A 24,273-nucleotide genomic window follows, 5' to 3' on the forward strand; every position below is an offset into this window, starting at 1 on the left:
TCGTTTGCAAGGCCTGGCAGCGGGACTAGCCTATGTCGCACTACTTCACTTCTGCCGAGAAAAAACGATGATCAAGAAAAGCCTTGCCGCCCTCCTTGCCGTGAGCGCCCTGCTGCAGCCTGCATTCGCCGCCGATATCAAACTGCTCAACATTTCGTACGACCCCACGCGCGAGCTGTACCAGGACGTGAATGCCGCCTTCGCCAAAGCCTGGAAAGCCAAAAGCGGCGACATCCTGACGATCAAGCAATCGCACGGCGGTTCGGGCAAGCAGGCGCGCTCCGTGATCGACGGGCTGGAAGCGGATGTGGTCACCCTCGGGCTGGCCTACGACATCGACGCGCTGGCCGAGCATGGCCTGCTGGCGCCAAACTGGCAGGCACGGCTTCCACTCAACAGCTCGCCCTATACCTCGACCATCGTGCTTCTGGTTCGCAAGGGCAACCCGAAGAACATCAGGGACTGGAACGACCTGGTTCGCCCTGGCGTTTCCGTCATCACGCCCAACCCCAAGACCTCGGGCGGGGCGCGCTGGAACCATCTGGCCGCATACGGTTATGCGCTGCGCCAGCCGGGCGGCAATGAGGCGAGCGCGAAGGAATTCCTGCGCAAGCTGTACAAGAATGTGCCGGTGCTCGATTCCGGCGCGCGCGGCGCGACCACGACCTTTGTGGAGCGTGGCATCGGCGACGTGCTGATCGCGTGGGAAAACGAAGCGTACCTGGCGATCAAGGAACTGGGTCCGGACAAGTTCGACATCATTGCGCCGTCAGTGAGCATCCTTGCCGAACCGCCGGTCGCGGTGGTCGACAAATTCGCTGACAAGCACAAGACCCGCCAGGTGGCCGAGGCGTACCTGAACTTCCTGTACACCGACGAGGCACAGGCCATCATCGCGAAACACTACTACCGCCCTGCCACCCCGAAAGCGGCCCAGCAATTTGCAAAACAGTTCCCGCAGATCAAACTGTTCACGGTCGCCGATATCGCCGGCAACTGGGCCAGGGCACAGAAGATCCACTTCAGCGATGGCGGATTGTTCGACCAGATTTACGCCACAAGATAATTGCTGTGCCGTGCGATGCCCAGCGTGTCGCGGTCCGCGGCCTGGTTGTAGTCCCGTAGGGTGCGCACCTGTGCGCACGCTGTACAGTTAAGCAGAGTTTGCATCCGCGTGCGCACGGGTCCTCGGCGGCCCCGTGCACCCTACACCCTTTCATGCGTACGCGGGAGCGATGTCAAAACAAAAAAGGGGCGCCCTTCCGGAACGCCCCCTCCTCTCGATCAGGGACCGCCTGGCGGCCCCAAATCAAATCACGGCTTGATCATGAGCTTCTGGATGATCATGGTGCCGCTGATGTTGATGTTCGACAGGCGCAGCAACACCGGCTGATTGATCGCGCCCGGCGGCGTGAACGACGTAGCGCCACTCGGCGAAGCCGTCAGCAGGTTCACCTCGGTGCACACCGAATTGGTGCAAGTGGATCGCGAAGCCGAGGTCGTCACGATGTTTTTCCAGGTCGTGCCGTCGGTGCTGTAGTCGAGCTGGTAGCCGTTCGAGCCGTTGCGGAAGTATTCAAAGCTGAAGTTGCTCAGGCTCGGCAGGTTGAACATCAAGAAGCCCGCAGTCGTTTGCGCTTTGGAGACTTGAATGTTACCAACCAGGCTGGTGGGGCTGCCGGACGTCGGGTTGGTCAGGTCCGAGGTGTACTTGACGGTCGAGCTGGCGCCGGTGCTCGAGCTGCCGTTCTGGCTGGCGCAGATGAACTGCTTGTCGCTGGCCGTAACCATCGTACCGTTGCCCGGACCGTTGGTCGTACCCGGCCAGCTTTCGAAGGTCGCAGGGTCGCCAGTGGCCGACAGGCCCGCCAGGTAGACGCTGGTGTTCGGGCCGCTGGCCGAGGTGGTGCCCAGGCCGGTCAGCGTCACCAACGAGCCGGACGATCCGCCAAACACGTTTTTCAGGGTATCGGCGTCAATCATCACACCGCACGAGCCCGCGATCTGCACCGGCGTGGTACCACCGGCGGAGATGACGGTGGTGGTGGTGCAGTTGGCCGCCGAGGTGCACGAAGCGCCAACGCCCGGTGCCACCGTGTTGACCAGGCTGCCAGCGGCGCTGGCGGTGGTCGACACGACCACCTTGGCCGTACCGCCGTTCGCAGCCAGGCCGGCCGGAATCGTGCAGGTCAGGGTGTTGCCGGAAACGGCGTTGCAGGTCGCGCCGGTCGGCGTGACGATGGGGACGCTGATGCCCGTGGCCGGCAAGGTGTCGGTCAGGGTGATCGGTGCGGTGGTCGCGCCGGTGCCCGAGTTGGTTGCCGTGATGGTCCAGGTGATCGGGGCGCCGATAGCGCCGGTGGTCGCGCTGACGCTGCTGCTCACCGTGACGTTCGGAGCGGCGACCGCAGCGACCGCCGTGGTGGTGGTGCAGGTGGATGCCGATGCGCAGCTTGCGCCCGCGCCCGGTGCGACCGTGTTAACCAGGTTGCCGGCGGCGGTGACCGGCGCCGAGATACGCACGCTCGCCGTCCCGTTGTTGGCCAGGCCCGCAGGGATGCTGCAGGTCAGGGTGTTGCCGGATACCGGGTTGCAGGTCGCGCCAGTCGGGGTGACCGTAACGGCCCCGATGCCGCTGGCCGGCAGCGTGTCGGTCAGGGTGATCGGCGCGGTGGTCACGCCGCCGGTATTGGTGGCGGTGAGGGTCCAGTTAATCGTGTTGCCGATGCTGGTGGACGTCGTGTCGACGCTGGCGGCCACCGTCACGTTCGGCGGGGTCGGGCGCGCGGCGACCGTGGTGGACGAGCTGCAATCGCCGGCCGAGGCGCAGGCGTTGGCGGCGGCGCCCGACGGCGTGACCGAGCTGGTCAGCGTGCTGATCATGGTGGTGGTGCCCGAGAGGACGACCTTTGCGGTGGCGCCAGCCTTCATGCCGGCGTCGATCGTGCAGGTCACCGTGCTGACCACCGGACCGCAGTTCGCGCCAGTGGCCGACACCGAGACCGCGGACAGGTTTCCGGGCACCGTCGCGACCAGGGTCGCGGTGCCTGTGGTGGCGCTGCCGCCGCGGTTGGTGGCCTCGATCGTCCAGGTGACGCGGTCGCCGACGAAGACAGCCGAGCTGTCTACCGTTTCCTTCACGCTCATCGTAGGCGGAGGGCCTGCCGGCTGCTCCTCGGGTTGGCGGTCGCTGCCGCCGCACGCGGCCAGCAGCGCGGGCAGTATGGCCAGCGGCACCGCACATTTAACGAAACGATTCATATGATCTCCTTGTTTTTGGCGTTATGGGCACTTCAATGGATGGACATGGGGGCATTGGCTGCCGGGAAGTCGACGAATGCAGCGCTGCAGTCGTAAGGGGCCGGCGTGGTCGAGCGAAGGTCGAACAACCTCACCTGGTTGGCGCCCTTAACCCCCTGCAGCAGGCTGGCGAACGACACCGGGCCAGGGCCCATCGTCAGCTCGGCATAGGACGGGATTGGCATTGCCAGCTTGGTGTTAACCCAGCCGGGCAGCGAATCGAAGATCACGTTGTCCAGCGTGATCCCGTACAGGAAATTGAACTGGCCCTGCGACTGATAGCCGCGGAACAGCAACTGGGCGCTGGCGCCGTTGTAAATGGAACCGGCGACATCCAGGTAACGGAAGTTCTTGATCGTGACGTTGTGGATGTTTGGGAACTTCTTGTTTGCCGAATCCGACGCGTCGCCGTAGTAGGCGTCCATCACGATCGGCTGCTGCACCCGGCGCACGCACATGCCGTCGACCAGCACGTTCTGCACCTCGCCGCCGCGGCTGTCGTCGGTCTTGATACGGAAACCCGTGGTGGCGTTCATGTCGAAGCCGTCCAGCGCGAGGTCGCGAATGGTGATCCCGTTCATGCCGCTGTCGGTCTCGCTGCCGAGCGACATGCCGTGGGTGAAGTAGAAGCGGTTATGCAGGATCTGCACGTTGGTCATCGGCCCGGTCGTGCTGTTGTGCGACTTGAGCGCGACACCGTCGTCGCCGGTGCTGATGTGGTTAAATGCGAGCAGGATGTTCTGCGATTGGCCCGGATCGATGCCGTCCGTGTTCTTGACGGTCGCCGGAGTAAAGCAGGTGCTTGGCGTGGTCAGGTTCGGCGCGCCGGATACCACGGGCGTGCTGTTGCCAGGGCACTTGTAGCCCGCGACCGAATACTCGAGCGAAGGAGTCAGGAGCTTGGTGCCCCAGGCGGTGAAGCCGTTGGTGCCGCTGGAGACCACATGGAACTTCGGCGCGTTCTGCAGGGTGATGCGATACAGGCTGAAGTTGCTGCCGTTATTGACCTGGATGAGGCGCGGATTGTTTTGGCTAAAGTTGCTCATGGTCTTGGTGAGCGCGCCCACATCCCACCACGTCAGCTTGTTGGCATACAGGCCCGAGGTGAGGACAGCGCCGCCGCGGCCATCGATGACGCCTTCGCCAACCACGCCGTTGTTGTTTGGCGTGGTCGTGATCAGCGCACTGCAACCGTTGTCGCTGCTGGCACCTTCGCCGCAGTTGTTCTTGCCTGCGATCTGGAAGTCGGACGGCTTGCGCGAGGCGAACAGAGTTACGCCTTTATCGACCCACAAGGTGACCGTACCCGCCAGCGCGATCGGGCCGGACAGGAAGGCGTTCTCGCCCTGGCTGCCCACGACCAGTTTCACCGCCTGGCCAGCCGGGCAGGCATTGATCGCGGCCTGGATACGTGCGGTATCCGGCTGCGAATTGGCCGGCGGCGCGTCAACAGCGTCGTCAAGCAGGCCGCGGGTGTTCTTGCGCAGGGTTGCATTCACGGTCGCGCAGACCGTGGCCGGAAGCGAAGGCTCCTTGCCCTGCACGGCAGGGTCCGATTGCGCCGAGGCTGGCCATGAGCCAGCTGTGCTTGACGATGGCGGCGGCAGCGGGGGCGGCGGCGTGGGAATCGTGTTCCCGCCGGTTCCGCTGCCGGGGCCGGCAGCGGTATCGTGGGCACCACCTCCTCCACAGGCAACCAAGGCCAGGCTGGCGGCAAGGCCCAGCAGGCAGGTTTTCGCATGGCGGGTGCCAACGACTGATAACTTTTCCACTACAAAATCTCCTCTGTTTTATACCTGGTCCGCCAATGTCCGCCGGGCGCGTTTTTTATGCCCCACACGCGGTCGGCCAACCGCTTCGCGTCACAACGCGATGCGGGTGGCCGCACATTGCACAGATGAAAAGCTGATATATTCTGTGATATATCAGATTTGAAATAGTTTTAACAGATGAGATTGCTGCGTGTCAATAAAGATTGCAGGGCGAGGGCATCAACATCAGGCCTATGTCGCCCTCTGGCGACACCTCCGTGCGCCCATTGACTTTGGTCGCAAGCCTCGGAAAGATAACCACTCGACAAAAAGCCCCGGCAGGAATATCGGGGCTTTTTGAGTGGAACGCAGGGTGGACAAACTTATTCGAACAGGCCGTCCGTTAAAAAGGCGCTGTCACAGGTGAAGTTCAACTAACAGGGAACCTGTTCGGGTATAACCGGCCATCGCTGAACGCGTGGGCGTTCGGCCGGCCACTGGCCAGCCTCACCCTGCCCACCCTACGCCCCCAGCTAACGGTGAATGCGCGCCTAACCGTGCCCGCTCGCCACCGGCTGCATGCGCCAACTTTGCCGCCGGTCGTTAATCGCGCGCTGCGCCATTTCGTACCCTGCCTGCACATTATTGGCGATGCTCGTCATCGAAAAGTCGTAATCTTTTGACGCCGATTCGCCTTCGCTCCCCTCGCGCGTAATCCGCGTAATGTCCAGCTTCGCATCGTCATCTCCCATCAACTGAATGTAAATGGGCCATTGGCGGACCTGTTCCGCCCAGCCGGGATCGACTGCGACCGAGAGAATGGCGCCAACCAGTTTGCGAAAATCGCTGACCAGGGACTGTTCCATGCTGTCGCGGCGAATGCGCTCGGTATAGACGATCTCATCGCGCCTGCCCACCACTTCCACCAGGTTCGTGGGCAGCGCTTTTTTGTTGGGAAACAGGTCGACAATAAAAATCTGCTTACGCCCGGCGCCGCAGCGCTCGAGCACCAGTTCGAGGGGCGAGTTGCTCATGATGCCGCCATCCCAGTAGTGCTTGCCGTCGATAGTGGTCCAGGGGAAGCCCGGCGGCAGGCTGCCGCTGGCAAGGATGTGATCGGGCGTGAGGTGGTCAACATAACTGTCGAATACTTCGAGCCGCGCGGTTTCCACATTGACCGCGCTGACCAGCAGCCGCACCGGGCTCGATTCCAAAAAATTGAAATCGACATACTTACCCAGCAGTTCCTTGACTGGCGTGGGATCGTACAGGCTCGTCCAAAAGACCTGGGCCGGCACATTGAATTGCGGAGTAGCCCAGCGCGGCCGAAAGAAGGACGGCACCCCAAAGGCCAAGGCCTGCCATGATGCCAAAAGCCTGCGCGACTGCTCATCGGGCAAATCCAGCGCCAGCATCGACAACTCCTGCCAAAAAGCTTCCAGCGCTTTGCCGGCATTGCGTGGATTGGCCGCGATGATGGCACCGTTGAAAGCGCCGATCGACACGCCTGCCACAATATCCGGATAGACGCCTTCGTCTTCCAGCGCGTGTACGACGCCGCATTCGAAAGCGCCGAGCGCGCCGCCACCTTGCAATATGATGGCGGTCTGGCTCGGGATGCGCATCAGCGAAAACCCCGGCTTGCCTAACTGGTCCTTCGCCCAGCCAAGATTGGTGCGATACCGAATCAGCGATTCGATGGCCCGCGTCTCCTTGGCCGGACGGCCAGCCGAAAACAAGGCGCGGGGCACGTCGTTCTTCAAATACAGCAGCGCATACGATTTGGCGCGCAGCGAGCCCAGGGCAGCGTAGTCGCTGGTCTCTTCCAGCATTCCGAGAAACTGGAAACCGAAATCGAACAGCTGGCATGAAAAATACGGCACCTCGTCGTACGGCAGGCGCAAATCCAGCATGTTCTTGGCCGCCACCCGCCCCTGTTTTAGCGCGTTGTCCCAATGCTCGATGCGCCGGCGCACGCCAAAAACCCTGTCAAAGAAATTGGCGACATCGCCAGCGGCGAAAATGTTCCGGTCACTTGTCCGCAAGTGCTGATCGACACAGATACCGTTATCCAGCGCAAGGCCGCTACCGGCGAGGAACTCCACATCGGGCGCAGCGCCTATGCCAATGGCGGCAAAGTCGCAAGGCAAAATGCGCCCTGCTTGGGTGACCACCGATTCAATTCGGCCATTGCCACGGAATTCGGCGACCGTATCGTCCAGGATAATCTCGATCGCCTTGTGCGTGTACATTTCTTGCACATATGCGCTGACCTCAGGCGCGCGCAGTTTTTCGAACAGGACGTGTCGCAGCGCGAGCAGGCTAACCTGCAAACCGCGCTGAACGAATGTAGCCGCCAATTCCAGGCCGAGAAAACCTCCGCCAACCACCACGACGCGCTTGGCTTCACTTGCGGCACGCTTGATTGTCCATGCATCGACCAGGCTCCGTAAATAGTGGATTCCAGCAAGCTCGCACCCGGGCACGCTGAGCCGTACCGGCCGCGAGCCAGTGGCGATGAGGAGCTTGCCGTAATGGACCGGGCCAGACCGGTCGGTATGGACGAGCTGGCGTTGCGGGTCGACAGCAAGCACACGCGTACCGAGCATGACGTGGATGGCGTGCTCGAGGTAGTAGTCGGCACTGAGCACCAGCGGTATTGCGGGCGAATCGGCAAGCTGGAAGGTCGTCGACAACGGGGGCCGGTGGTATGGGAGTTCCTGCTCGTCGGTAACAATCACGATGGAACCTTCCGCGCCTTCATGGCGCAGCGTTTCCGCAGCCGTGGCGCTGGCCACGCCGCCACCTACCAGCAGGAAATCAACATGCTGGTGCTCATCATCTTGACGTTTGTTCACGGAAAGAGCCCTCTTCTGTGCCGATTTGGCTATGACCATGCCCATCGACACAAAATCCGCGAACAATCCGACGCAAAACAGCACGTCGTTCCCGCGCAGGCGGGAACGACGAATTCGGAGCTAACTAAATTGTGCAAGCTGAACAATGCGCAGAGTCCAGCTCGTTTTCAATAGCTGCGTATCCTTACCTTCAACACCACCGGCGTCGCAGGCAGGTTCAGGCCGTAATCGGTCTGGTCACCGTTCCAGTTGCGCTCCATCGTCCATTTGCCGCTGGCGTCAAACTGCCCTTCCTCCACGCGCGCCCACATCGCCGGCTAGCCTGGATTTACTTGCGAAAGGACCTATTGGGCTGGCAATCGGTCAACCATCTGTTTGACGGCCTCGCGCATATCGATCTCCCCTGCCATATGCCTGCGCCAGGCTGAGTTAATGACAGGCATGAATGGCGCCCAGTAGCCGGTGTAAAGACCGCGTTTGTCAGCGTAAGTCTCATACCCCGGTTTACCGTGACGTGCGAGAACATCATGAGTGGCTGCGCCGACGGTATAGAACTGCACAACGTGCCAAAGATCGGAGTCGGGGTTGCGGCCGGTGTTCTTCAGATGCGTGTCGATCGCTTCCTCTAATGGCTCTGTTACTGTCGTGTGAGTTGCTTCGTGATATAGCATCTCCAGTGATGCAAAATCTTGATAGTCAACGCGAGCGCTGGGCATCACTATCTGTTCATCGGTGTATGCCCCCTGGCGGCTGCCGGTATCGAAAACCACATCGGTCCGAATTGGCCCCGAAGGAAACGGCGCCTCCATGTCACGTTCGACAGCAGCTTGTATCTCTGCCCCGTATGCAGCATCAAGGTCACTCGCACGTGCGATCCATGCGCGGTTGCTTTTATCATGCACTGGCCAAAGGTCCTTGGCATAAATGGGAGCAGCTTCGGCAAGTACTGCTGCAAGAGCGGGTGGAAGACCGAGGCCAGTGATATCCGACCTGGTGTCATCGACGGACAGGGCGCGCTTGATACTGATCATCGTGGGATCTTCCCTTATTCCAAGCAACGCATAGTTTGCACGGTAAAAGTCTATTGCCTTACTTAGCGTGCGCATTTCGTTCTCGGTGGGAGTGATCTGCCAGACGACATTGGAAAGCTTATCCTTGTGAACCGCCATGTCACAAAGGAAGTGATGCAGGTTCATCAGGAACGCGCTGTGAAAGGAGAACGTCACGCGATGCGCTGGCGCCGCGCTATCCGTACCAGGCAAGCCGGCTGATGCTGCTCCGCTAGCAGTCAGGAAGATCAGAGCGAGGGCAACAAGCTTCTTCATCATGGTCCTTTTGTTGGCTAAAGCACTCAGCGAGGTTCCTGACGGGTAACCATGTTCTGCAGGCGGTTCTGATTGATCGGGAACCGCTTACCGAATGCGTCAGGTCCACCAAAGGTCCAATCACAAACGACGGGATCGGTTCCCTTCCCTGTCGCGTGGCACAACTGGGTTTCCCGCCCGCGCCATGAATTCGGACCATCGCCGACCGTTACGCGCATCACCGAAGGACGCTCGTAGCAGTTTTCACCGAAAACCACGTCCGACAAAAACTGGTCGCCGGCACGCGTCACTGTCAAATGGACTTCCGGATTGCCTCCGCACACTCCATTCGATGTCGGGCCTTGGTCGGCTGAAATGGTGTAAGTAACCCCGCCTAGGTCGCATGAGAATTCGAGGCCGTGCGGATCGTGAAAACCGTCCCTTGCAAGAGGCGCAGTTCGCGCGTCCAACCCTTTCGGATCGCGGGCAACGCTGTCGTGCAGACCGCGATATTCCACGTCGAGCAAGCCAACCTCCGGGATGCAGGAAATTCGCACGAAGTCTTTCATCGTATCGGCATTCGCCACGCGAAACAGCATCAAACCGAACAGCAACGCGAATACGACCAGCTTCTTCATCATGGCATCTCGTCGAGGAAGTTAAGAAGACAACAGAATAGCGATTTTGGCGCCGAAAAAATGCGCGGTTTATCACGACGGGGAAAACATATTCTCCGCCCGTCAATACACCGCCTGTTAGCGATATCATCTTTCGAGGGCAGTATGGCCTAAACTGGAACACATTGCTAATCCAGGCGAAATCTTTCGTTACGCCAAAGCGCCTGGGCGCGTGGGACAAGCTGGCCCTGCAAGCCGGCGAAAGCCGCGACACCAGCGTAACCATCGATCCGCGCACGCTGGCGGTGTTCGATGCCAAAACCAACAAATGGAAGATCGCCGCTGGCGATTACACCATTACCCTGGCCGAAGCGGCGGATTCGCCGGTGACCTCGGTAAAGGTGCGCTTGCCGGCACGCGAGTTCGCCACTGGCGGGCGCTAGGGTGAGGCACTACTGTCGTTTCAGCTCAAAGCTCGTGCGGAGGGGAAGTTCAACGTTCCGTACGACATCTCGAAGCATCACTTCAACTACCCATGTGCCAGGCGGATCATCGGGATCACCCGAGAAGGCGACCGCCTGTGTCGACAACCGCAGCGCGTAAGGGATTCCTTCCATCGTTCCTGCAGCGCAGATCGCATCCTTCCGTTCAAAGGAAACCTTGCCGGTGGGCGCCACTACCCGAAGGTCGCACCGCACATTCGCGTTGCCCTGTTGGTCAAGCTTCGGATTGGCAAAGATTGGGAGAATGTAGATTTTCTTGCCGTAGGGGACCGCGTCCGCCTTATTAAAACTCGGCGTGGTGTCGGGAGACGTGTTCCATTTTTTCTCCCAGTCGTCATCCGTCGTCGCCAGCAGCCAACCGGAAAAGTCATCCCTGGACTTCATCGACACAGTCTCGCCGATGAGTTTGCCGGCACTGTCACGCCAGCCTGTTTTTCCCTCTTCAGTCGCCTTGATTTTAAAGGTCCATTGGTCGGCCTCCGAGCGAGTGAATTCATATTTCTCCGGCATTGCTTTGGCAAGAATGGCGGATAACCAGACTTGCTCTGGTTGGGTTAACGCTCCTAAAAAGTAAGTCTGCTCGAGAATTTCGCCAACACGACGATGTTGTCGTGCATTGGATTCCAGGGACCACGCCGCCGCTTTGAACACGGCCTCAAGAACCGCATCGTTGCGGTCCTTCTCTGTCTTTTCGGACTTTGCATATCGATCAAGCGCGCCGGAATACTTATCGTAATTGAGTGCTGCAACGATACGCCTGACTGGCGCGGCCTCGCCAGTCGCGAAAAAGTCGGCCCAAAACATGTCCAAAACTGTCGGGTTATTCGGCTCAAGGGCACTGATGTCAACCGGCTTCCCTCGGTACTTTTCAGCGTCTGGCTGACGGCCAAGATAGGCTTGCGCTTCTTTTGTGCCAGACAGGCTCGCTGCAAACAGCAGCGACTCGCGGTCGCCTCCCTTCAGATCAGAGAGTTGACCAAGCCAACCATCGACTTGCGCCGGATTCGCGGCCATGACTCTGGCCAGGAATACCGAAATCATAGAGGCACTCTGCGGATTGGAGAGATATCCCGATTTACTCAGTGCCTTGACCTCCGTGACAAAGCGTTCTGGCGTCGGATGCTCGTAGTAATGAGAGAGCCAGTCTCCGGCAAATGCAGGTTGCACTACGGACATAAGCATGACTGCGAGAAGACATATGAGGCGCATGGAGGTTGATCCGCGTCGGGAATGTTGTTAAGAGCGTCCAGTGTAGGTCTAGCTTGCCTTAATAGCAACAACCTCCGGCTTTTCCCGGACCGCTCAACTTCGTGAGCAAGGCTGAGCCAAACATTGTCCCGAAAGAAAGAGAGGGTTAGCATGAGGCCGCATCGTTTCCCGAGTTCAGCAGGTGGCGACAAGTGACGTTGTAGTGGCTGACACTGGCTGACTCACCCGATTCATCGTTTTGTACTGAGTGAGTATGCTGAAAACACTTTTTCTCTCGTCGCAGCGTCGCGCCAGCCTGTCCCGTGTTTCGCAATTCGCAATCGTAGGCGCCGCCGGGGCCGCTTTTGCTGTAAGTCCGCTGGCGCAGGAACTGGGCATTCCCCAGGCATCCGGCGCCAGCCGCCAGGCGACGCAGGCCCAGGCGGCAGCCAAGGATGCTCCGGTATTCCTGATGTCGAGCTTCATGGCGACGTCGGAGAACAAGTTGAGCATGCTCACCTCGACCGATGGCATCCATTTCACCACGCTGGCCTCCGAGGCCTACACGCCGCCCAATGGCCTGCTGCGCGATCCATCGATCATCCGCCACACGGACGGCAATTATTACGTGGTCTACACCACCGGCTGGGATGGCGCGCAATTCGGCATTGCCCGCTCCAGTGATCTGAAACACTGGCAGTTTGTCCGCAATGTGCCGATCGCCCGCTCGGGCACCACCAACACTTGGGCGCCTGAATGGTTCCGCGACAAGGACGGCTCGCTCAAGGTTGTCGTTTCCCTTTCGTCCGGGGGCAAAAAAGGCCCGTTCGGCGCTTATGTCCTCGAGCCCAATGCCGACTTCACCAAATGGTCGGCGCCCAAGCCCATGCAGGGATTGCAGGACAACTTTATCGATACGTTTGTCGTCTCAACCGACAAGGGCTACACCGCCTTCATCAAAAACGAAAGCACCCGCTTCGTCGAACTGGCCACCGCCACTTCGCTGCTCGGACCGTGGACTGTCGAGAAAAAAGGCGACTGGGCCGGCTGGGGCGGTCCACTGGAAGGCCAGGCCATGGTCCAACTGCCGGGCGGCGGTTGGCGCATTTATTTTGACGATTACACGACCAAACGGTACTGGTATTCCGACAGCCATGACGGCTTCCAGACCTGGTCGCCGAAAAAAGAGCTGGGCGGCGTATCGGGCGTGGTACGCCATTTCACGGTGTTGAATGAAGACCGCCAGGCCTTTGCCGCCGCCACCAAACCGAAGGGGCAGCCAAAACAGGTGGCCTGGGATGAGCATTCCTTGACCGTCGATGGCAAGCGCATCGTCATCTGGTCGGGTGAAATGCATCCATTCCGCCTGCCCAATCCGTCGTTGTGGCGCGATGTGATCCAGAAGATGAAAGCAACCGGCTTTAACGCCGTGGCCTTCTATTTCGACTGGGGTTACCACTCGCCGGCGCCTGGCGTCTATGACTTTTCGAATGTGCGCAATGTCGAACGCGTGCTGGAGATTGCCGAGGAAGAAGGCATGTACGTCATCGCCCGCACCGGGCCGTATGTCAATGCCGAACTATCCGGCGGCGGGTATCCGGGCTGGATGTTCAGGAACCGCGCGGAGGCCCGTACCGACGATCCGGCCTATCTGGTAGCCGTCGATGAGTGGATGACCCAGATAAATGCCATCATCGCCCGTCACCAGATCACGATTGGTGCCGGCAATGTGATCGCATACCAGCTTGAAAACGAACTGGGCAAGGTCGAACCCAAGCACGCGCGCCAGATGGATCACCTTGCCAAAAAGGCGCGCGCAGACGGCATTACCGTCCCCTTCTTCCATAACGCCGCCGGACGCTTGCCGGACTGGACGCCGAAGAATTCGACCGCGCCCTGGGCCAATCCAGGGCCGACCGATTTGTATGCCTTTGACGGTTATCCCGGAGGCACCTGCAATGTCCACGCCGACCCTCGGGGTCCGAACAGGGCGCCCGATTGGGGCATCTATGGCCAGAATCCGGGCAAGATCGGCGCGCTGTCCTCCCCGGGTACGCCGGGCTTTGCAGCCGAACTGGGTGGCGGCTGGTTTGATTACTGGGGCTCGAACGGCACCTACAACTGCACCGCCGAGCGCCAGGGCAAGGGTTATCAGCGCGTCTTTTATGGCACCAACCTGATCAACCGCATCACCATCCACAATATCTACATGACCTTCGGCGGCACCTCGTGGGGATGGCTGGGAGGGCCCGTCGTTTACACCTCATACGATTATGGCGCTGCCATTTCAGAAGACCGCGGCCTGCGCCCCAAGGCGTACGCGCTCAAGCAACAAGGCATGTTCGTGCAAGCGGCCGAACAGGTGCTGGCCCAGATGGAAAAGGGAGAACCGATCAAGACCTCGTCCGACAAGGTCAAGGTCTATCACAACATCAACCCGACACTCGGCACGCATATCCTGTTTGCCGTACACAGCCCGTCCGACCGCCTGACCGACGACAGCTTTACCTTCGACCTGTCCTCTAAGGATGGCAGCTACAAGATTCCAATGCGCCTTAACGGCCAGGATGGCAAGATGCTGCTGGCCTCCTACGACTTGGAACGGCAGCATCTGGTCTATTCGACCTCGGAAATCCAGACCCACTTCAGCAATGGCGAACGCGACATCGCGCTGCTCCATGGTCGGGACGGCGAGCAAGGAGAAACCCTTCTGCGCTATTCGAGCGCTCCCAAAGTTGAAGTCCTGTCAGGCAAAGTGGCGTCGCAATACGACCCTAAAACGGGCGACCTCAAGCTGACGTATGTGCACGACGGTCTGGCGCGCGTACGCATCTCGGGCGGCCAGCGCGCCCCGCTGCTACTGCTCTTGGCCGACGAAAAGACCAGCTTCAATTTCTGGTCGCAGAAAACAGCGGCCGGCCAGGTGCTCCAGTTAAGCCCGGCCCTGGTCCGCTCGGCCAAAATCAGCGGCGGCAAACTGGACCTGCTGGGCGATACATCACAGAACAGCGAATTCGAAATCTGGGGAACAGCCTTCTCTTCGGTGAGTTTCAACGGACAGGCCCTGAGCCTGAAGTCACAGCCCGATGGAAGCGTTAAGACAAGCGTCGTCAAAGGCCCCGATTCATTCACCCTGCCAGACTTGGGAAGCCTGGCCTGGACGCGGCGCATGGACAGCCTGGAAGCCAATGCCGACTTCGACGATTCGAGCTGGATTGTTGCCGATCACCGCGCCTCGGCGGCTCAGACCTGGACCCTGCCCGAGCGCGGCCAGCCGACGCTTTCAATGAGCGATTACGGTTTTCACCATGGCGACGTGTGGTACCGCGGCCGAATCAACATTGCCGATCCCCGCACCAATCAACTCGAGCTGTTTTATGGCGCCGGCGGGGCCGGCATGATTCAGGTTTGGATCGACGGCAAATTCGTGGGACAGCATGAGCTCGATGTGGGCCGCTCCTTCCCCGAAACCACCGACAGCGTGAAACTGGCGCTTGGCGATCTGACGCCAGGCCAGCACGTCATTGCGGTCATGGTGCGCAATAATTCGCACAACTGGAACCTGATGGCCGACGATTATCATCGCGAAGCGCGGGGCCTGATCGCGGCATCACTCACATTGAAAGGCGGTAACCGATTCGCGGTGCCGATTCAGTGGCGCATCCAGGGTAACAAGGGCGGCGAGGCCATCGCCGACCTCGTGCGCGGACCAATGAACAATGGCGGCCTGTACGGCGAGCGGGCCGGCTGGTACTTGCCGGGCAAGGTCAAGGACGCAGGCTCGACCCAGGCAAAAACCGGCGATGTCCCGCCGGCACCGGGCACCTATTGGCTGCGCACCAGCTTTACGCTCGACCTGCCAAAGGGCCACGACATCCAGCTTGGCCTCGCGTTCGGCGATACCACAAAGCCGCGCTCGGAACGTGAAAATCGCGCACTCATTTTCGTCAACGGCTGGAACATGGGCCAGTTCATCGCGCACATCGGGCCGCAGCGTACCTTCGTCATCCCGCCGGGCATCCTCAATCCTAACGGCGAGAATACGATTGCCTTGGCGGTGACCACGGATGGCAAGCCGGAAAACGCGCTGGAGCCCGTCAAGCTGGTCAACCTGCGCACAGCGCGCGGAGGCGTGCCGCTGGAAATCATGCCGGCTTCCAGCAATCTGCAGCGATAAGGCCCGCTCCCTCGGTCATCGTGATCGGCCGAGGGAGCGCAATTTCGAGACCGGCAGAATTGGGCGCGACGAATTCGCAGCGATAACCTGTCCCATTGCGCGGCCAACCTTTTCTTTGGAGGATACGTGAAACACTCGCGTCAACCGTAGGTTGGCCTGTTCCGGCCGGCGGCCGCCCCCTGGACCATCCCGTTGCTGGGCATCGTGCGCGCTAAACCAGGGTCCAGCGGCGCGATCACAGTGCGAGTGAGCGCCGAAGGGCTGCAAGGCACGTCCGTTACGCTGCGCAGCAACCGTTCAACCAACTGAGCTTCAGGAGTACGACTTGAAAACAAAAGCAGTCAAGGCAGCAGAGGGCTTCAAATTGAACCGGCGTAGCTTCATGGCGTCGATGGGTCTGGCGATGGCCTACCCCGGGCTCGCACAGGCCACCGTGGTCGCAAAGTCCAACGGCAATCGGGAAAGCCTCAGCCTATGGTACGACAAGCCTGCCGGAGCATGGGTCGAGGCTCTGCCGGTCGGTAACGGCCGGCTCGGCGCGATGGTGTTCGGGCGAGTGGCGCAGGAGCGCGTGCAACTGAACGAGGACACGCTGTTCGCCGGAGGCCCCCACGATCCCAACAACCCGGAATTCCTTGCGGCGCTCCCGAAGATCCGCGCGCTGATCGACGAGGAGAAGTACAAGGAGGCGACCGACCTCGCGTCCGAGTCGATGATCGCTCGGCCCAGGCGGCAAATGCCCTACGGCGCAGCAGGCGACCTGCTGCTCGATTTCGACGGCCTGGCCGGCGCCAGCGCTTACCAGCGCTCGCTCGACCTGGATACCGCCATTGTCACGACCCGTTTCGCCGACGGCAAAACGCAGCACGTGCGCGAGGCATTTGCAAGCGCGCCTGATCAGGTCATCGTCATTCGGCTGGCAGCCAAGGGCGCGGGAACATTGAGCTTTGACGTCGCCTACCGCCAGCCCGGTAAAGCGAAGTATGGAGACACGAGCACCGCGCCAGCGGCAATGGTCGGCGCGCCATGGGATTTCAAGGAGCCGCGCAATTCCGGCGAAGCCCAAGTGGAGCCGGCCATTCGCGCTGACGGAAGCCACGCACTTCTGATCGAAGGCCACAACCAGGAATCGTCAGGCATCCCCGGGGCGTTGCGCTACGCCGTGCGCGTCCTGGCGCTTGGCGACGGCAAGATCGTAGCGGACGGCGACCGGCTGCGGGTGCGCGGAGCAAAGACGATCACCCTGCTGGTGGCCGCGGCGACCAGCTACGTCAACTACGCCGACGTAAGCGGCGATCCGGTCAGGGCTGTTCGCGACCATACCGAAGCAGCAAGCCGCAAGCCGTACGACCGGCTCAGGAGCGATCACGTCAAGGCGCATCGCGCCCTGTTCAATCGGCTGTCGATCCGGCTCGGCGCAAGCGCGTTCGATGCGCAGCCAACCAACGAGCGCATCGCCGGCGCCGAGACCCGGGTCGATCCAGGCCTGGCTGCGCTATACGTGCAGTACGGACGCTATCTCCTGCTGTCATCCTCGCGTCCGGGCAGCCAACCGGCGAACCTGCAGGGTGTCTGGAACGAAGGAACCAATCCGCCGTGGGGCTCGAAGTACACGATCAACATCAACACCGAGATGAACTACTGGCATGCCGAAGCGGCCAACCTCGGCGAATGCGTAGAACCGCTGCTGCGCATGATCGAGGACCTGGCTGTCACCGGCGCGGTCACGGCACGCAAAAGCTACGGCGCGCGCGGCTGGGTGGCCCATCACAACACCGACCTGTGGCGCGGGACCGCACCAATCGACGGCCCCAATTCGGGTATGTGGCCGTGTGGCGGCGCGTGGCTGTGCAAGACGCTGTGGGACCACTACGAATACCAACCCGATGACGCTTACCTGCGGCGCATCTACCCGCTCCTGAAAGGCGCTTCGCTGTTCTTCGTCGATACGCTGGTCGAAGATCCGAAGGGCCGCGGCCTGGTCACGTCGCCGTCGATCTCGCCGGAGAATACACACCATAAGGGCGTCGCCATTTGCGCAGGCCCGGCAATGGACCGCCAGATCGTGCGCGACCTGTTCACGTGGACCCTGGCGGCGCACGCCCTGGTCAAGGATCCGGACCCGGAGTTTGCCAAAACGATTGCGGACACACGCGCGCGCCTGCCTGCCGACCGCATCGGCGCCCAAGGGCAGTTGCAGGAATGGCTGGAGGATTGGGATGGACAGGCGCCGGCACCAAATCACCGGCACGTTTCGCATCTGTATGGCGTCTACCCAAGCGAACAAATCAACGTGCGCGATACCCCTGCCCTGGTCGAAGCGGCAAAGGTCACGCTCAATACCCGCGGCGACAAATCGACCGGCTGGGCCACCGCCTGGCGCCTGGCGCTGTGGGCGCGCATGGGCGATGGCGAGCGAGCCTATTCGATCCTCACCGGCTTGCTGGGGCCGACGCGCACCTACCCCAACATGTTCGACGCGCACCCGCCCTTCCAGATCGACGGCAATTTCGGCGGGACGGCGGGGATTCTCGAAATGATCGTCCAGTCGTGGGGCGGCGAGATCCGCATCCTGCCAGCCCTGCCCAAGGCGTGGCCCGATGGATCGCTGCATGGCGTGCGCGCACGGGGCGGGATCGAACTCGATCTGGACTGGGCGAACGGCCGCCTGCAGCGCCTGAGCCTGCGGGGTAAGCCGCATGGCAAGGTGAACGTGCGGTATGGCGACAAGTTGACCTCAATTGCGCTCGATGAGAAAGGGCGTGCGCGGCTGGATGGGGCGCAGCGCGCGTAACCACGTCGCCCGCGAACGCGGGCACGATGAGCACTATCTAACGGGATCCGTGTTCGTTGAACTAGTACCGCCCGCTTATCCCCGTCGTTCCCGCGAAGGCGGGAACACATGCCGTATTCTTGCGGCGTACGCAATCACCGCTCCAACTCAGCATGTGTTCCCGCCTTCGCGGGAACGACGAGTTAGGAACAACAAAGAAATGAATCAGGTTGGGATCATCAGGTCATCACGAGCAATACCAAAGCTTTAGCCGGCACCGCCACCCCATCCCGATGATTACGGAAACAACCAACCCTCATATCGATTTTTCGCGACTACCATCGCCTCGCAAATTTTTTTGGCCAACCCAGTACATAATTTATAAAAAACCTAATCGACCAGTCCCCCGCATGGCGTCGTCTTACCAGAACTATTCGGCTGGCGGCACACGAAAAACAACTCGCAATGTCAATATCAATAAACCGTCGCAATGTTCTGGGCCTTTCAGCAGCGCTTGGCCTGGTTAGCACCGTTAAAGCAGCAGGTTTGGGTAACGCCATGACGACCGGGGCCGCAACGCCCGATCCGCTCGCCATCGCCGACGACGGCTGGACCCTTTGGCTCGACCGCGCCGCCAAGTGGCAAGATGACGTGATTTACCTGCCGGAGAATGTCCCGCCCATGTCGTCCCTGCCGGTCAATCCGCCGACAGGTGGCTGGGACGCGCTCTACAAAAGCCAGGGCCTCGCCGTGACCCTGCCGACAACGGTCGAAGAGCATTTCTGGGGCCAGTTCGGTGAGCGGTCCTATACAGCCGACGAATACCGCTATGCCGAGGACGACCCCGTGCCACAGAATGGCGCGGTGCCGGGCGTTTCCTGGTGGGTGAAAAAGATCGATATCCCTGCTTCGGCAAATGGGCAGCAAGTATGGCTGCACATCCGCGGCGCCCGAATGCGCGCTGAAGTCTTCCTGAACGAAGTGTTGGTCGGCTATTCCATCATGTCGGAATTACCGATTGATTGCGATCTTACGGCTGCAATGAAGCCTGGCCAGCCGAACCGGCTGGCTATTCGCATCACCAATCCCGGCGGACGATACGACTGGAAGGACTCCAACAACACCCCTTGGGGCAAGGTCAAGCTCTATCATTCGCATGGGTTTGGCGGAATCGATCGCGGCCTGCATTTGAGTATGCACCCGATGGAGGGCCGGATCTGTGATGCCTGGGTTCTCAATACGCCCGATCCGCGCGTTGTGATGGCCCATGCTGAAATTTCGACCAAACGCGTGGTGAACGCTGCCGACCTGAGCGCCAAAGTGTTGGACAAATCAGGCGCGGCGGTGCCGGCAGAGGTCAAGGTTGAACAGGTCAGCACCGCTGATGGAATGACGACGGCACGGTTGCGCGTCCACGTACCATCCGCGAAGCTGTGGGATCTCGACACCCCGAATCTTTATCGTTTGCGCCTGCAATGGAAGGCGGATAAGGCGGTCGACACACGAATCGTGCGCTTTGGCTTTCGCTGGTTCGCCGCCGAGGGCATCGGCAAAAATGCCCTGTTCCGCCTGAACGGCCGTCGCATCAAGCTTTATACGGCCATCTCGTGGGGATTCTGGGGGTACAACGGCCTGTTTCCGACACCGGAACTGGCACGCCGCGAAGTCCTGGCCGCCAAGGCGCTGGGCCTCAATTCGCTCGCCTTCCACCGCAATGTCGGCAAGCCGGAGGTGCTCGATATTCAGGACGAGATGGGCCTGACCCGTACGATGGAACCGGGGGCGGGACGCATGGCGCTCGGTAAGATGCTCAAACCGGGCGAAAGCCTGTCGCCGGCCGACGCCTTCAGCAGGGACTTCATGGTCTCGAAGTGCAAGGCCATGGTGCGCGCCATGCGCTCCCATCCGTCGCTGGTCCACTACACGCTGCAAAATGAAGTATCGGCCGACCTGAACAATCCCGATGTTGAATCGGTCCTGCGTGCCATGCACGACCTCGATCCGAGCCGCAGCGTGATCCTCAATGATGGTTTTGTGGGGCGAGGTGCTGCGCAGGCGATGTTCTTGCCTTATGACGATCACTTCTACCGCTCCGACGTTGAAAAGGCAGGCGGCTGGTGGGTGAATCACCAAGGCGCGGGCGACCAGTGGTACGACAAATTCTATGTCGACAAGGACAATTTCATCCATCGCCAAACCATGACTGAGGCGATTGTCGAATTTGGCGAAATGCAAGGCTGTGCTGTCGGCGACAACCATGTGAAGATGATCGCCGACATCCAACGGCGTGGCGGCAAGAGCTACGACCTCGAGGACCACAAGGCGATCGTTGGCGGTGCCGCCGCATTCCTCGACAAATGGGGCTTCCGCAAGGCGTTTCCTACCACCGAAAGCTACTTCCTGGCCGTCGGCAAGAAGCAGTACGACGCCTGGCAGAATTACCTGGAAAATATCCGGATTTGCGACCAGGTCGACATGGCTGCGATCAGCGGCTGGGAATCGACCTCGATCGAGAACCATTCCGGCATCGTGGACAACCTGCGTTACTTCCATGCCGATCCCAACCTGATCCGCGTCAGCCTCTTGCCGGTGCGCCCGGTCGCAAAGCAGCGCCGTTACACATACGCGACGGGCGAAATGGCGGACCTGGACATCTGGCTGCTCAATGACACCGGCAAATCGGTATCCGGCAAGTTGACCCTGAGCGTGATTGACCCGGACGGCAAGTCGACCAAAATCAGCGACTATGCGGTACCCGCCAATGTGGCTGATCAGTTCAGCTACGTGCTGGCCGAGCACGTGAAGACGCCGGCGTTTTCCAAACAGGGCAAACATACCATCCGCCTTGAATTGTCCGGCCGACCTGAGGTGACGTTCACGCGAGACTTGTGGGTCACTCGAACGGATCTCAAGCCGGCTGCCAAGCCGACGCGCATTGCGGTTTCGGGAATCGCCAAGTCATTGCGCGAGCGCCTGGCTGCATTGCCGGGGGTGGAAATCGAGGACTTCCAACCAGGCAGGCCATATGACGGCCTGATCGCCTCCGGCCTGAAGGCTGACGAAATCAGCCGCCGCCAGATCGGCGACGAGACGGGCCTCGAAGCCGCCCCGAAAAAGGGCGAGAAGCCGAAATTGGTCTTGGGCGAACTCCCGTCCGAGGTGCTAACCGCAGTCAAGGGCGGGCTGCCGCTGCTGGCCATGGTTCCCGAAGACGGTCTTGCGGATGGCGTTGCCAAGCAGCTGACCGACTTGGGCCTGTTTAACTATGCTGGCCCGGTCGGAAACCTGCGTGCACCGTGGATGGGCAACTGGAATATCCTCCGGGCGCATTCCCTGTTCGACGGCATCCCCACCGACATTGCGGCCGGAGTCTGGCACCAGATCCAAGGTCAACCATCCAATGGCCTGATCGTCGACGGCGACGGTATCGAAGTCATCGCAGCCTACAGCCGCGATCACGACCGCCACATGGGTGCGGCAAGCTTCACGGCGCAAAAAGCCGGTATGAAATTGCTGTTCCACCGTCTTCCGGACATGGCGGCGCCCTTGCAAACGCGTTTCCTGCTCAACGCAATTCGCTGGCTGACAGCCTGATCGGCAATCCGCTGTTCGCAAGCAGCGTCCCCTTCTTCGCGAAGGGGGCGCTGCCACCTCAGCATCAGTCTTCTTCCAGAAACGAAAAGCTAATGAAATCAAGCACACATCGCGCAGCAATCAAGTTGGCCGGTTGGGCCCTCTCATTGGTCGTACTGTCTGCCGCTGCGCCATGGGCCGCAGCTGCACCTGTGCCGAACCAACCGCCGTCCGCACTGCGTTTCAATTTTTCCAGCCAGCCCAAGCCTGGAATGACGACCGTGACGTGGGATGCGCAAAGCGGCGCCCCGCTCTACAACGAAATGCTCGGCTACGGTTTCGTGAGCCAAACGGGCGCCCAGCCGGCCCGCACCGTCCACACGGCTTCGATCCGCAGCAATGGCGCCGGCTTTTTCATCAGCGAGCCGGCTTTCGAGGCCGAAAAAGGACACGAAAGCGACAACCAAAACAACTTCGGCATGGCCTTCCGCATCAAGGCGGGGCCGGGTACGTATGCCATCCGGATTCGCACCACATCGGGCGCGGATGACACTATCGTCTCGATCTCCGGCATGCAGACCAGCCGGCTGCTTGGAAATACGTTCTGGGATGCGGCCGGGCTGCTGCCCAATAAGACGCGCATGCTCGTCAACGGCCAGGAATGGAACTACTCCTATGTGAACGGTCAGCAGTTCATCGACATCGAAGTCGAGCCAAAGAAGATCAACGTGCCCGTCGGCATCGAAGAAATCACCCTCACTCCGGTCGCCGTCCAGCCGCGCCCTGCCGGCGCGCTGCCGACCGTGTTCACGCTGGGCGACTCTACCGTCAAGTCCTATACTTTTGACGAGGCGCCGATGAGCGGCTGGGGACAAGTCTTCAACAAATTGTTCGACCCAAAAAAGGTCAAGGTCGTGAACTATTCGCAGGGCGGACGTTCGTTCAGGAACGCGTATGCCGAAGGCCGTTTCAATGACCTGCTGCTGGCCGGCTCCCCCGGCGATATCGTCCTGATCCAATTCGGCCATAACGACGAAAGCGAGGACGAAATGCGCCGCTATGGCCGGGGCGCGACCGAGGAAATGTACGAATACATGATCCGCAACGTGTATCTGCCCGCAATCCGCGCGCGCGGCATGGTCCCCGTGCTTGTCACCCCGATGTCGCGCGTGAATGGCGCGCAGAAGCCCGACGTGCCTTACGCGAACTCATTCAAGAAGCGACGCTTTCCCGACCTGATGAAGAAAATCGGGGCTGACGAGGGCATTACCGTGGTCGACCTGAACGCGCGCAGCGTCGAATTCTATAACCAGGCCGGTAATGCCGCGGTTACCGCGATGGTGATGTCGCTCGAAGCCGGCGAGACGCCCGGCAAGACGAACGACGGCAGCTACGCCAACGGCCATCCGGCGAACAAGATCGATGGCACCCATTACAAAGAAACGCTTGGCAAGCAGTTTGCCCGCATTATCGTGACCGAACTGGGCCGGCTGTCCAAACAGGGCGATCCGGTGGCGGCGCGCCTGGTGGGACAGTTGCGCAGCGACGTGCAGGCTGCGCTGGCCACTAGTGACTGGTCGACGATCTATCCCGAAATCGCCAACGACATCCGCGTTGGCGAGAACGCGTACTACCGCAATCAGATCGAGAAGCTGCTCCAGCTTGGTGTCCTGCACAAAGACGCGCACGGCCATTTCAATCCACAGCTGGCTATGCAAACGCGGGAATTCACCGCCGCCCTCGCCCAGCTCATGCAACTGCCATCCGGCTCGCTGGCGGGATACGCCGATGGTCCCCTGACCCGCGAAGTGATGGGCGCAATCGTGGACGACGCCTACCATCTGAAGTTTTCCGCGCAGCCGAAATATATGACCGACTACAACGGCAAGACTGTCGTGCCTGGCATGCCCGGCTACGACCCGAACCTGGACACCGGCGCACAGGGCGCGATGTACTACCCGTTGGTGAACTGGGCACGCCTGAGCGATACAGCCGATATCTCAAAAGCCCTGATTGCAAAGGTCAAGGATGCCTACGAGCTGGGACTGATCCGGTCGGAAAAAGGCATCGAGCGCGGCCGCATGACCAACGGGCGCGAGTTGGAGCCCAGGGCAGTAGTTACCCGTGCCAAAGCCGCCAAGGAATTGTATTTCATGTGGGTGCTGGCCCAGCCAACGCGGATGGAAAATGATGTGCTCACCAGCATGCGGGCCCGCGACTGAGGGGGCG

13 protein-coding genes are annotated in these 24,273 nt (G+C 60.6%); 6 read left to right on the forward strand and 7 right to left on the reverse strand.

From position 1 onward, the window contains the following. Window positions 1-67 precede the first annotated feature (67 nt). Window positions 68-1,066, forward strand: coding sequence for a sulfate ABC transporter substrate-binding protein (locus E4O92_RS14000; RefSeq protein ID WP_135190353.1), 999 nt, complete (start codon window positions 68-70; stop codon window positions 1,064-1,066). A gap of 248 nt (window positions 1,067-1,314) precedes the next feature. Here E4O92_RS14000 and E4O92_RS14005 read toward each other — a convergent pair whose 3' ends face one another. The 6 genes from E4O92_RS14005 to E4O92_RS14025 all read right to left on the reverse strand — a co-directional run bounded on the left by E4O92_RS14005 (window position 1,315) and on the right by E4O92_RS14025 (window position 9,854). Beyond that, on the reverse strand, window positions 1,315-3,261 hold the full coding sequence (locus tag E4O92_RS14005; RefSeq protein ID WP_135190354.1) for a DUF11 domain-containing protein: 1,947 nt from the start codon (window positions 3,259-3,261) through the stop codon (window positions 1,315-1,317). 32 nt (window positions 3,262-3,293) lie between these two features. After that, window positions 3,294-5,072, reverse strand: coding sequence for a glycoside hydrolase family 28 protein (locus E4O92_RS14010; RefSeq protein WP_135190355.1), 1,779 nt, complete (start codon window positions 5,070-5,072; stop codon window positions 3,294-3,296). 530 nt (window positions 5,073-5,602) lie between these two features. Then, on the reverse strand, window positions 5,603-7,993 hold the full coding sequence (locus E4O92_RS14015) for an FAD-dependent oxidoreductase (RefSeq protein ID WP_229483350.1): 2,391 nt from the start codon (window positions 7,991-7,993) through the stop codon (window positions 5,603-5,605). An 83-nt stretch (window positions 7,994-8,076) separates the two neighbouring features. Continuing rightward, window positions 8,077-8,220: a DUF5597 domain-containing protein gene (locus E4O92_RS24850; protein WP_229483352.1), complete on the reverse strand. Its 144-nt coding sequence runs from the start codon at window positions 8,218-8,220 to the stop codon at window positions 8,077-8,079. 33 nt (window positions 8,221-8,253) lie between these two features. Continuing rightward, complete coding sequence (locus E4O92_RS14020; RefSeq protein WP_135190356.1) at window positions 8,254-9,237, reverse strand: hypothetical protein; 984 nt, start codon at window positions 9,235-9,237, stop codon at window positions 8,254-8,256. Between the two features lie 23 nt (window positions 9,238-9,260). After that, entirely contained in the window at window positions 9,261-9,854 is a 594-nt protein-coding gene (locus E4O92_RS14025) for a hypothetical protein (protein ID WP_135190357.1), read from the reverse strand. Window positions 9,855-10,015: 161 nt separating this feature from the next. Here E4O92_RS14025 and E4O92_RS14030 point away from each other — a divergent pair, with 161 nt between their 5' ends. After that, window positions 10,016-10,273, forward strand: coding sequence for a fibronectin type III-like domain-contianing protein (locus tag E4O92_RS14030; RefSeq protein ID WP_229483354.1), 258 nt, complete (start codon window positions 10,016-10,018; stop codon window positions 10,271-10,273). Window positions 10,274-10,282: 9 nt separating this feature from the next. Here the strand turns inward: E4O92_RS14030 and E4O92_RS14035 are convergent, their stop codons facing one another. After that, window positions 10,283-11,509: a hypothetical protein gene (locus E4O92_RS14035; protein ID WP_135190359.1), complete on the reverse strand. Its 1,227-nt coding sequence runs from the start codon at window positions 11,507-11,509 to the stop codon at window positions 10,283-10,285. Window positions 11,510-11,795: 286 nt separating this feature from the next. Here E4O92_RS14035 and E4O92_RS14040 point away from each other — a divergent pair, with 286 nt between their 5' ends. The 4 genes from E4O92_RS14040 (at window position 11,796) to E4O92_RS14055 (ending at window position 24,266) form a co-directional block, all read left to right on the forward strand. Further along, the gene (locus E4O92_RS14040) at window positions 11,796-15,698 is read left to right on the forward strand and encodes a beta-galactosidase (protein ID WP_135190360.1); all 3,903 of its coding nucleotides are present in this window, start codon (window positions 11,796-11,798) and stop codon (window positions 15,696-15,698) included. Between the two features lie 325 nt (window positions 15,699-16,023). Next, window positions 16,024-18,492 carry a glycoside hydrolase family 95 protein gene (locus E4O92_RS14045; protein ID WP_206076870.1) on the forward strand — a complete coding sequence of 823 codons (2,469 nt, stop codon included), beginning with the start codon at window positions 16,024-16,026 and terminating at the stop codon, window positions 18,490-18,492. 537 nt (window positions 18,493-19,029) lie between these two features. Beyond that, complete coding sequence (locus tag E4O92_RS14050) at window positions 19,030-22,065, forward strand: glycoside hydrolase family 2 TIM barrel-domain containing protein (RefSeq protein WP_206076871.1); 3,036 nt, start codon at window positions 19,030-19,032, stop codon at window positions 22,063-22,065. Window positions 22,066-22,316: 251 nt separating this feature from the next. After that, entirely contained in the window at window positions 22,317-24,266 is a 1,950-nt protein-coding gene (locus E4O92_RS14055; RefSeq protein ID WP_206076872.1) for a GDSL-type esterase/lipase family protein, read from the forward strand. Window positions 24,267-24,273: the final 7 nt, after the last annotated feature.

Origin of the sequence: Massilia horti, from assembly GCF_004614195.1 — a bacterium.
GTDB classification, from domain to species: domain Bacteria; phylum Pseudomonadota; class Gammaproteobacteria; order Burkholderiales; family Burkholderiaceae_D; genus Telluria; species Telluria horti.

Coding starts and splice junctions, on each gene's coding strand:
- E4O92_RS14025 (WP_135190357.1), bottom strand. CDS start 9,854: ATGATGAAGAAGCTGGTCGTATTCGCGTTGCTGTTCGGTTTGATGCTG.
- E4O92_RS14020 (WP_135190356.1), bottom strand. CDS start 9,237: ATGATGAAGAAGCTTGTTGCCCTCGCTCTGATCTTCCTGACTGCTAGC.
- E4O92_RS14005 (WP_135190354.1), bottom strand. CDS start 3,261: ATGAATCGTTTCGTTAAATGTGCGGTGCCGCTGGCCATACTGCCCGCG.
- E4O92_RS14035 (WP_135190359.1), bottom strand. CDS start 11,509: ATGTCCGTAGTGCAACCTGCATTTGCCGGAGACTGGCTCTCTCATTAC.
- E4O92_RS14040 (WP_135190360.1), top strand. CDS start 11,796: ATGCTGAAAACACTTTTTCTCTCGTCGCAGCGTCGCGCCAGCCTGTCC.
- E4O92_RS14055 (WP_206076872.1), top strand. CDS start 22,317: ATGACGACCGTGACGTGGGATGCGCAAAGCGGCGCCCCGCTCTACAAC.
- E4O92_RS14000 (WP_135190353.1), top strand. CDS start 68: ATGATCAAGAAAAGCCTTGCCGCCCTCCTTGCCGTGAGCGCCCTGCTG.
- E4O92_RS14050 (WP_206076871.1), top strand. CDS start 19,030: ATGACGACCGGGGCCGCAACGCCCGATCCGCTCGCCATCGCCGACGAC.
- E4O92_RS24850 (WP_229483352.1), bottom strand. CDS start 8,220: ATGTGGGCGCGCGTGGAGGAAGGGCAGTTTGACGCCAGCGGCAAATGG.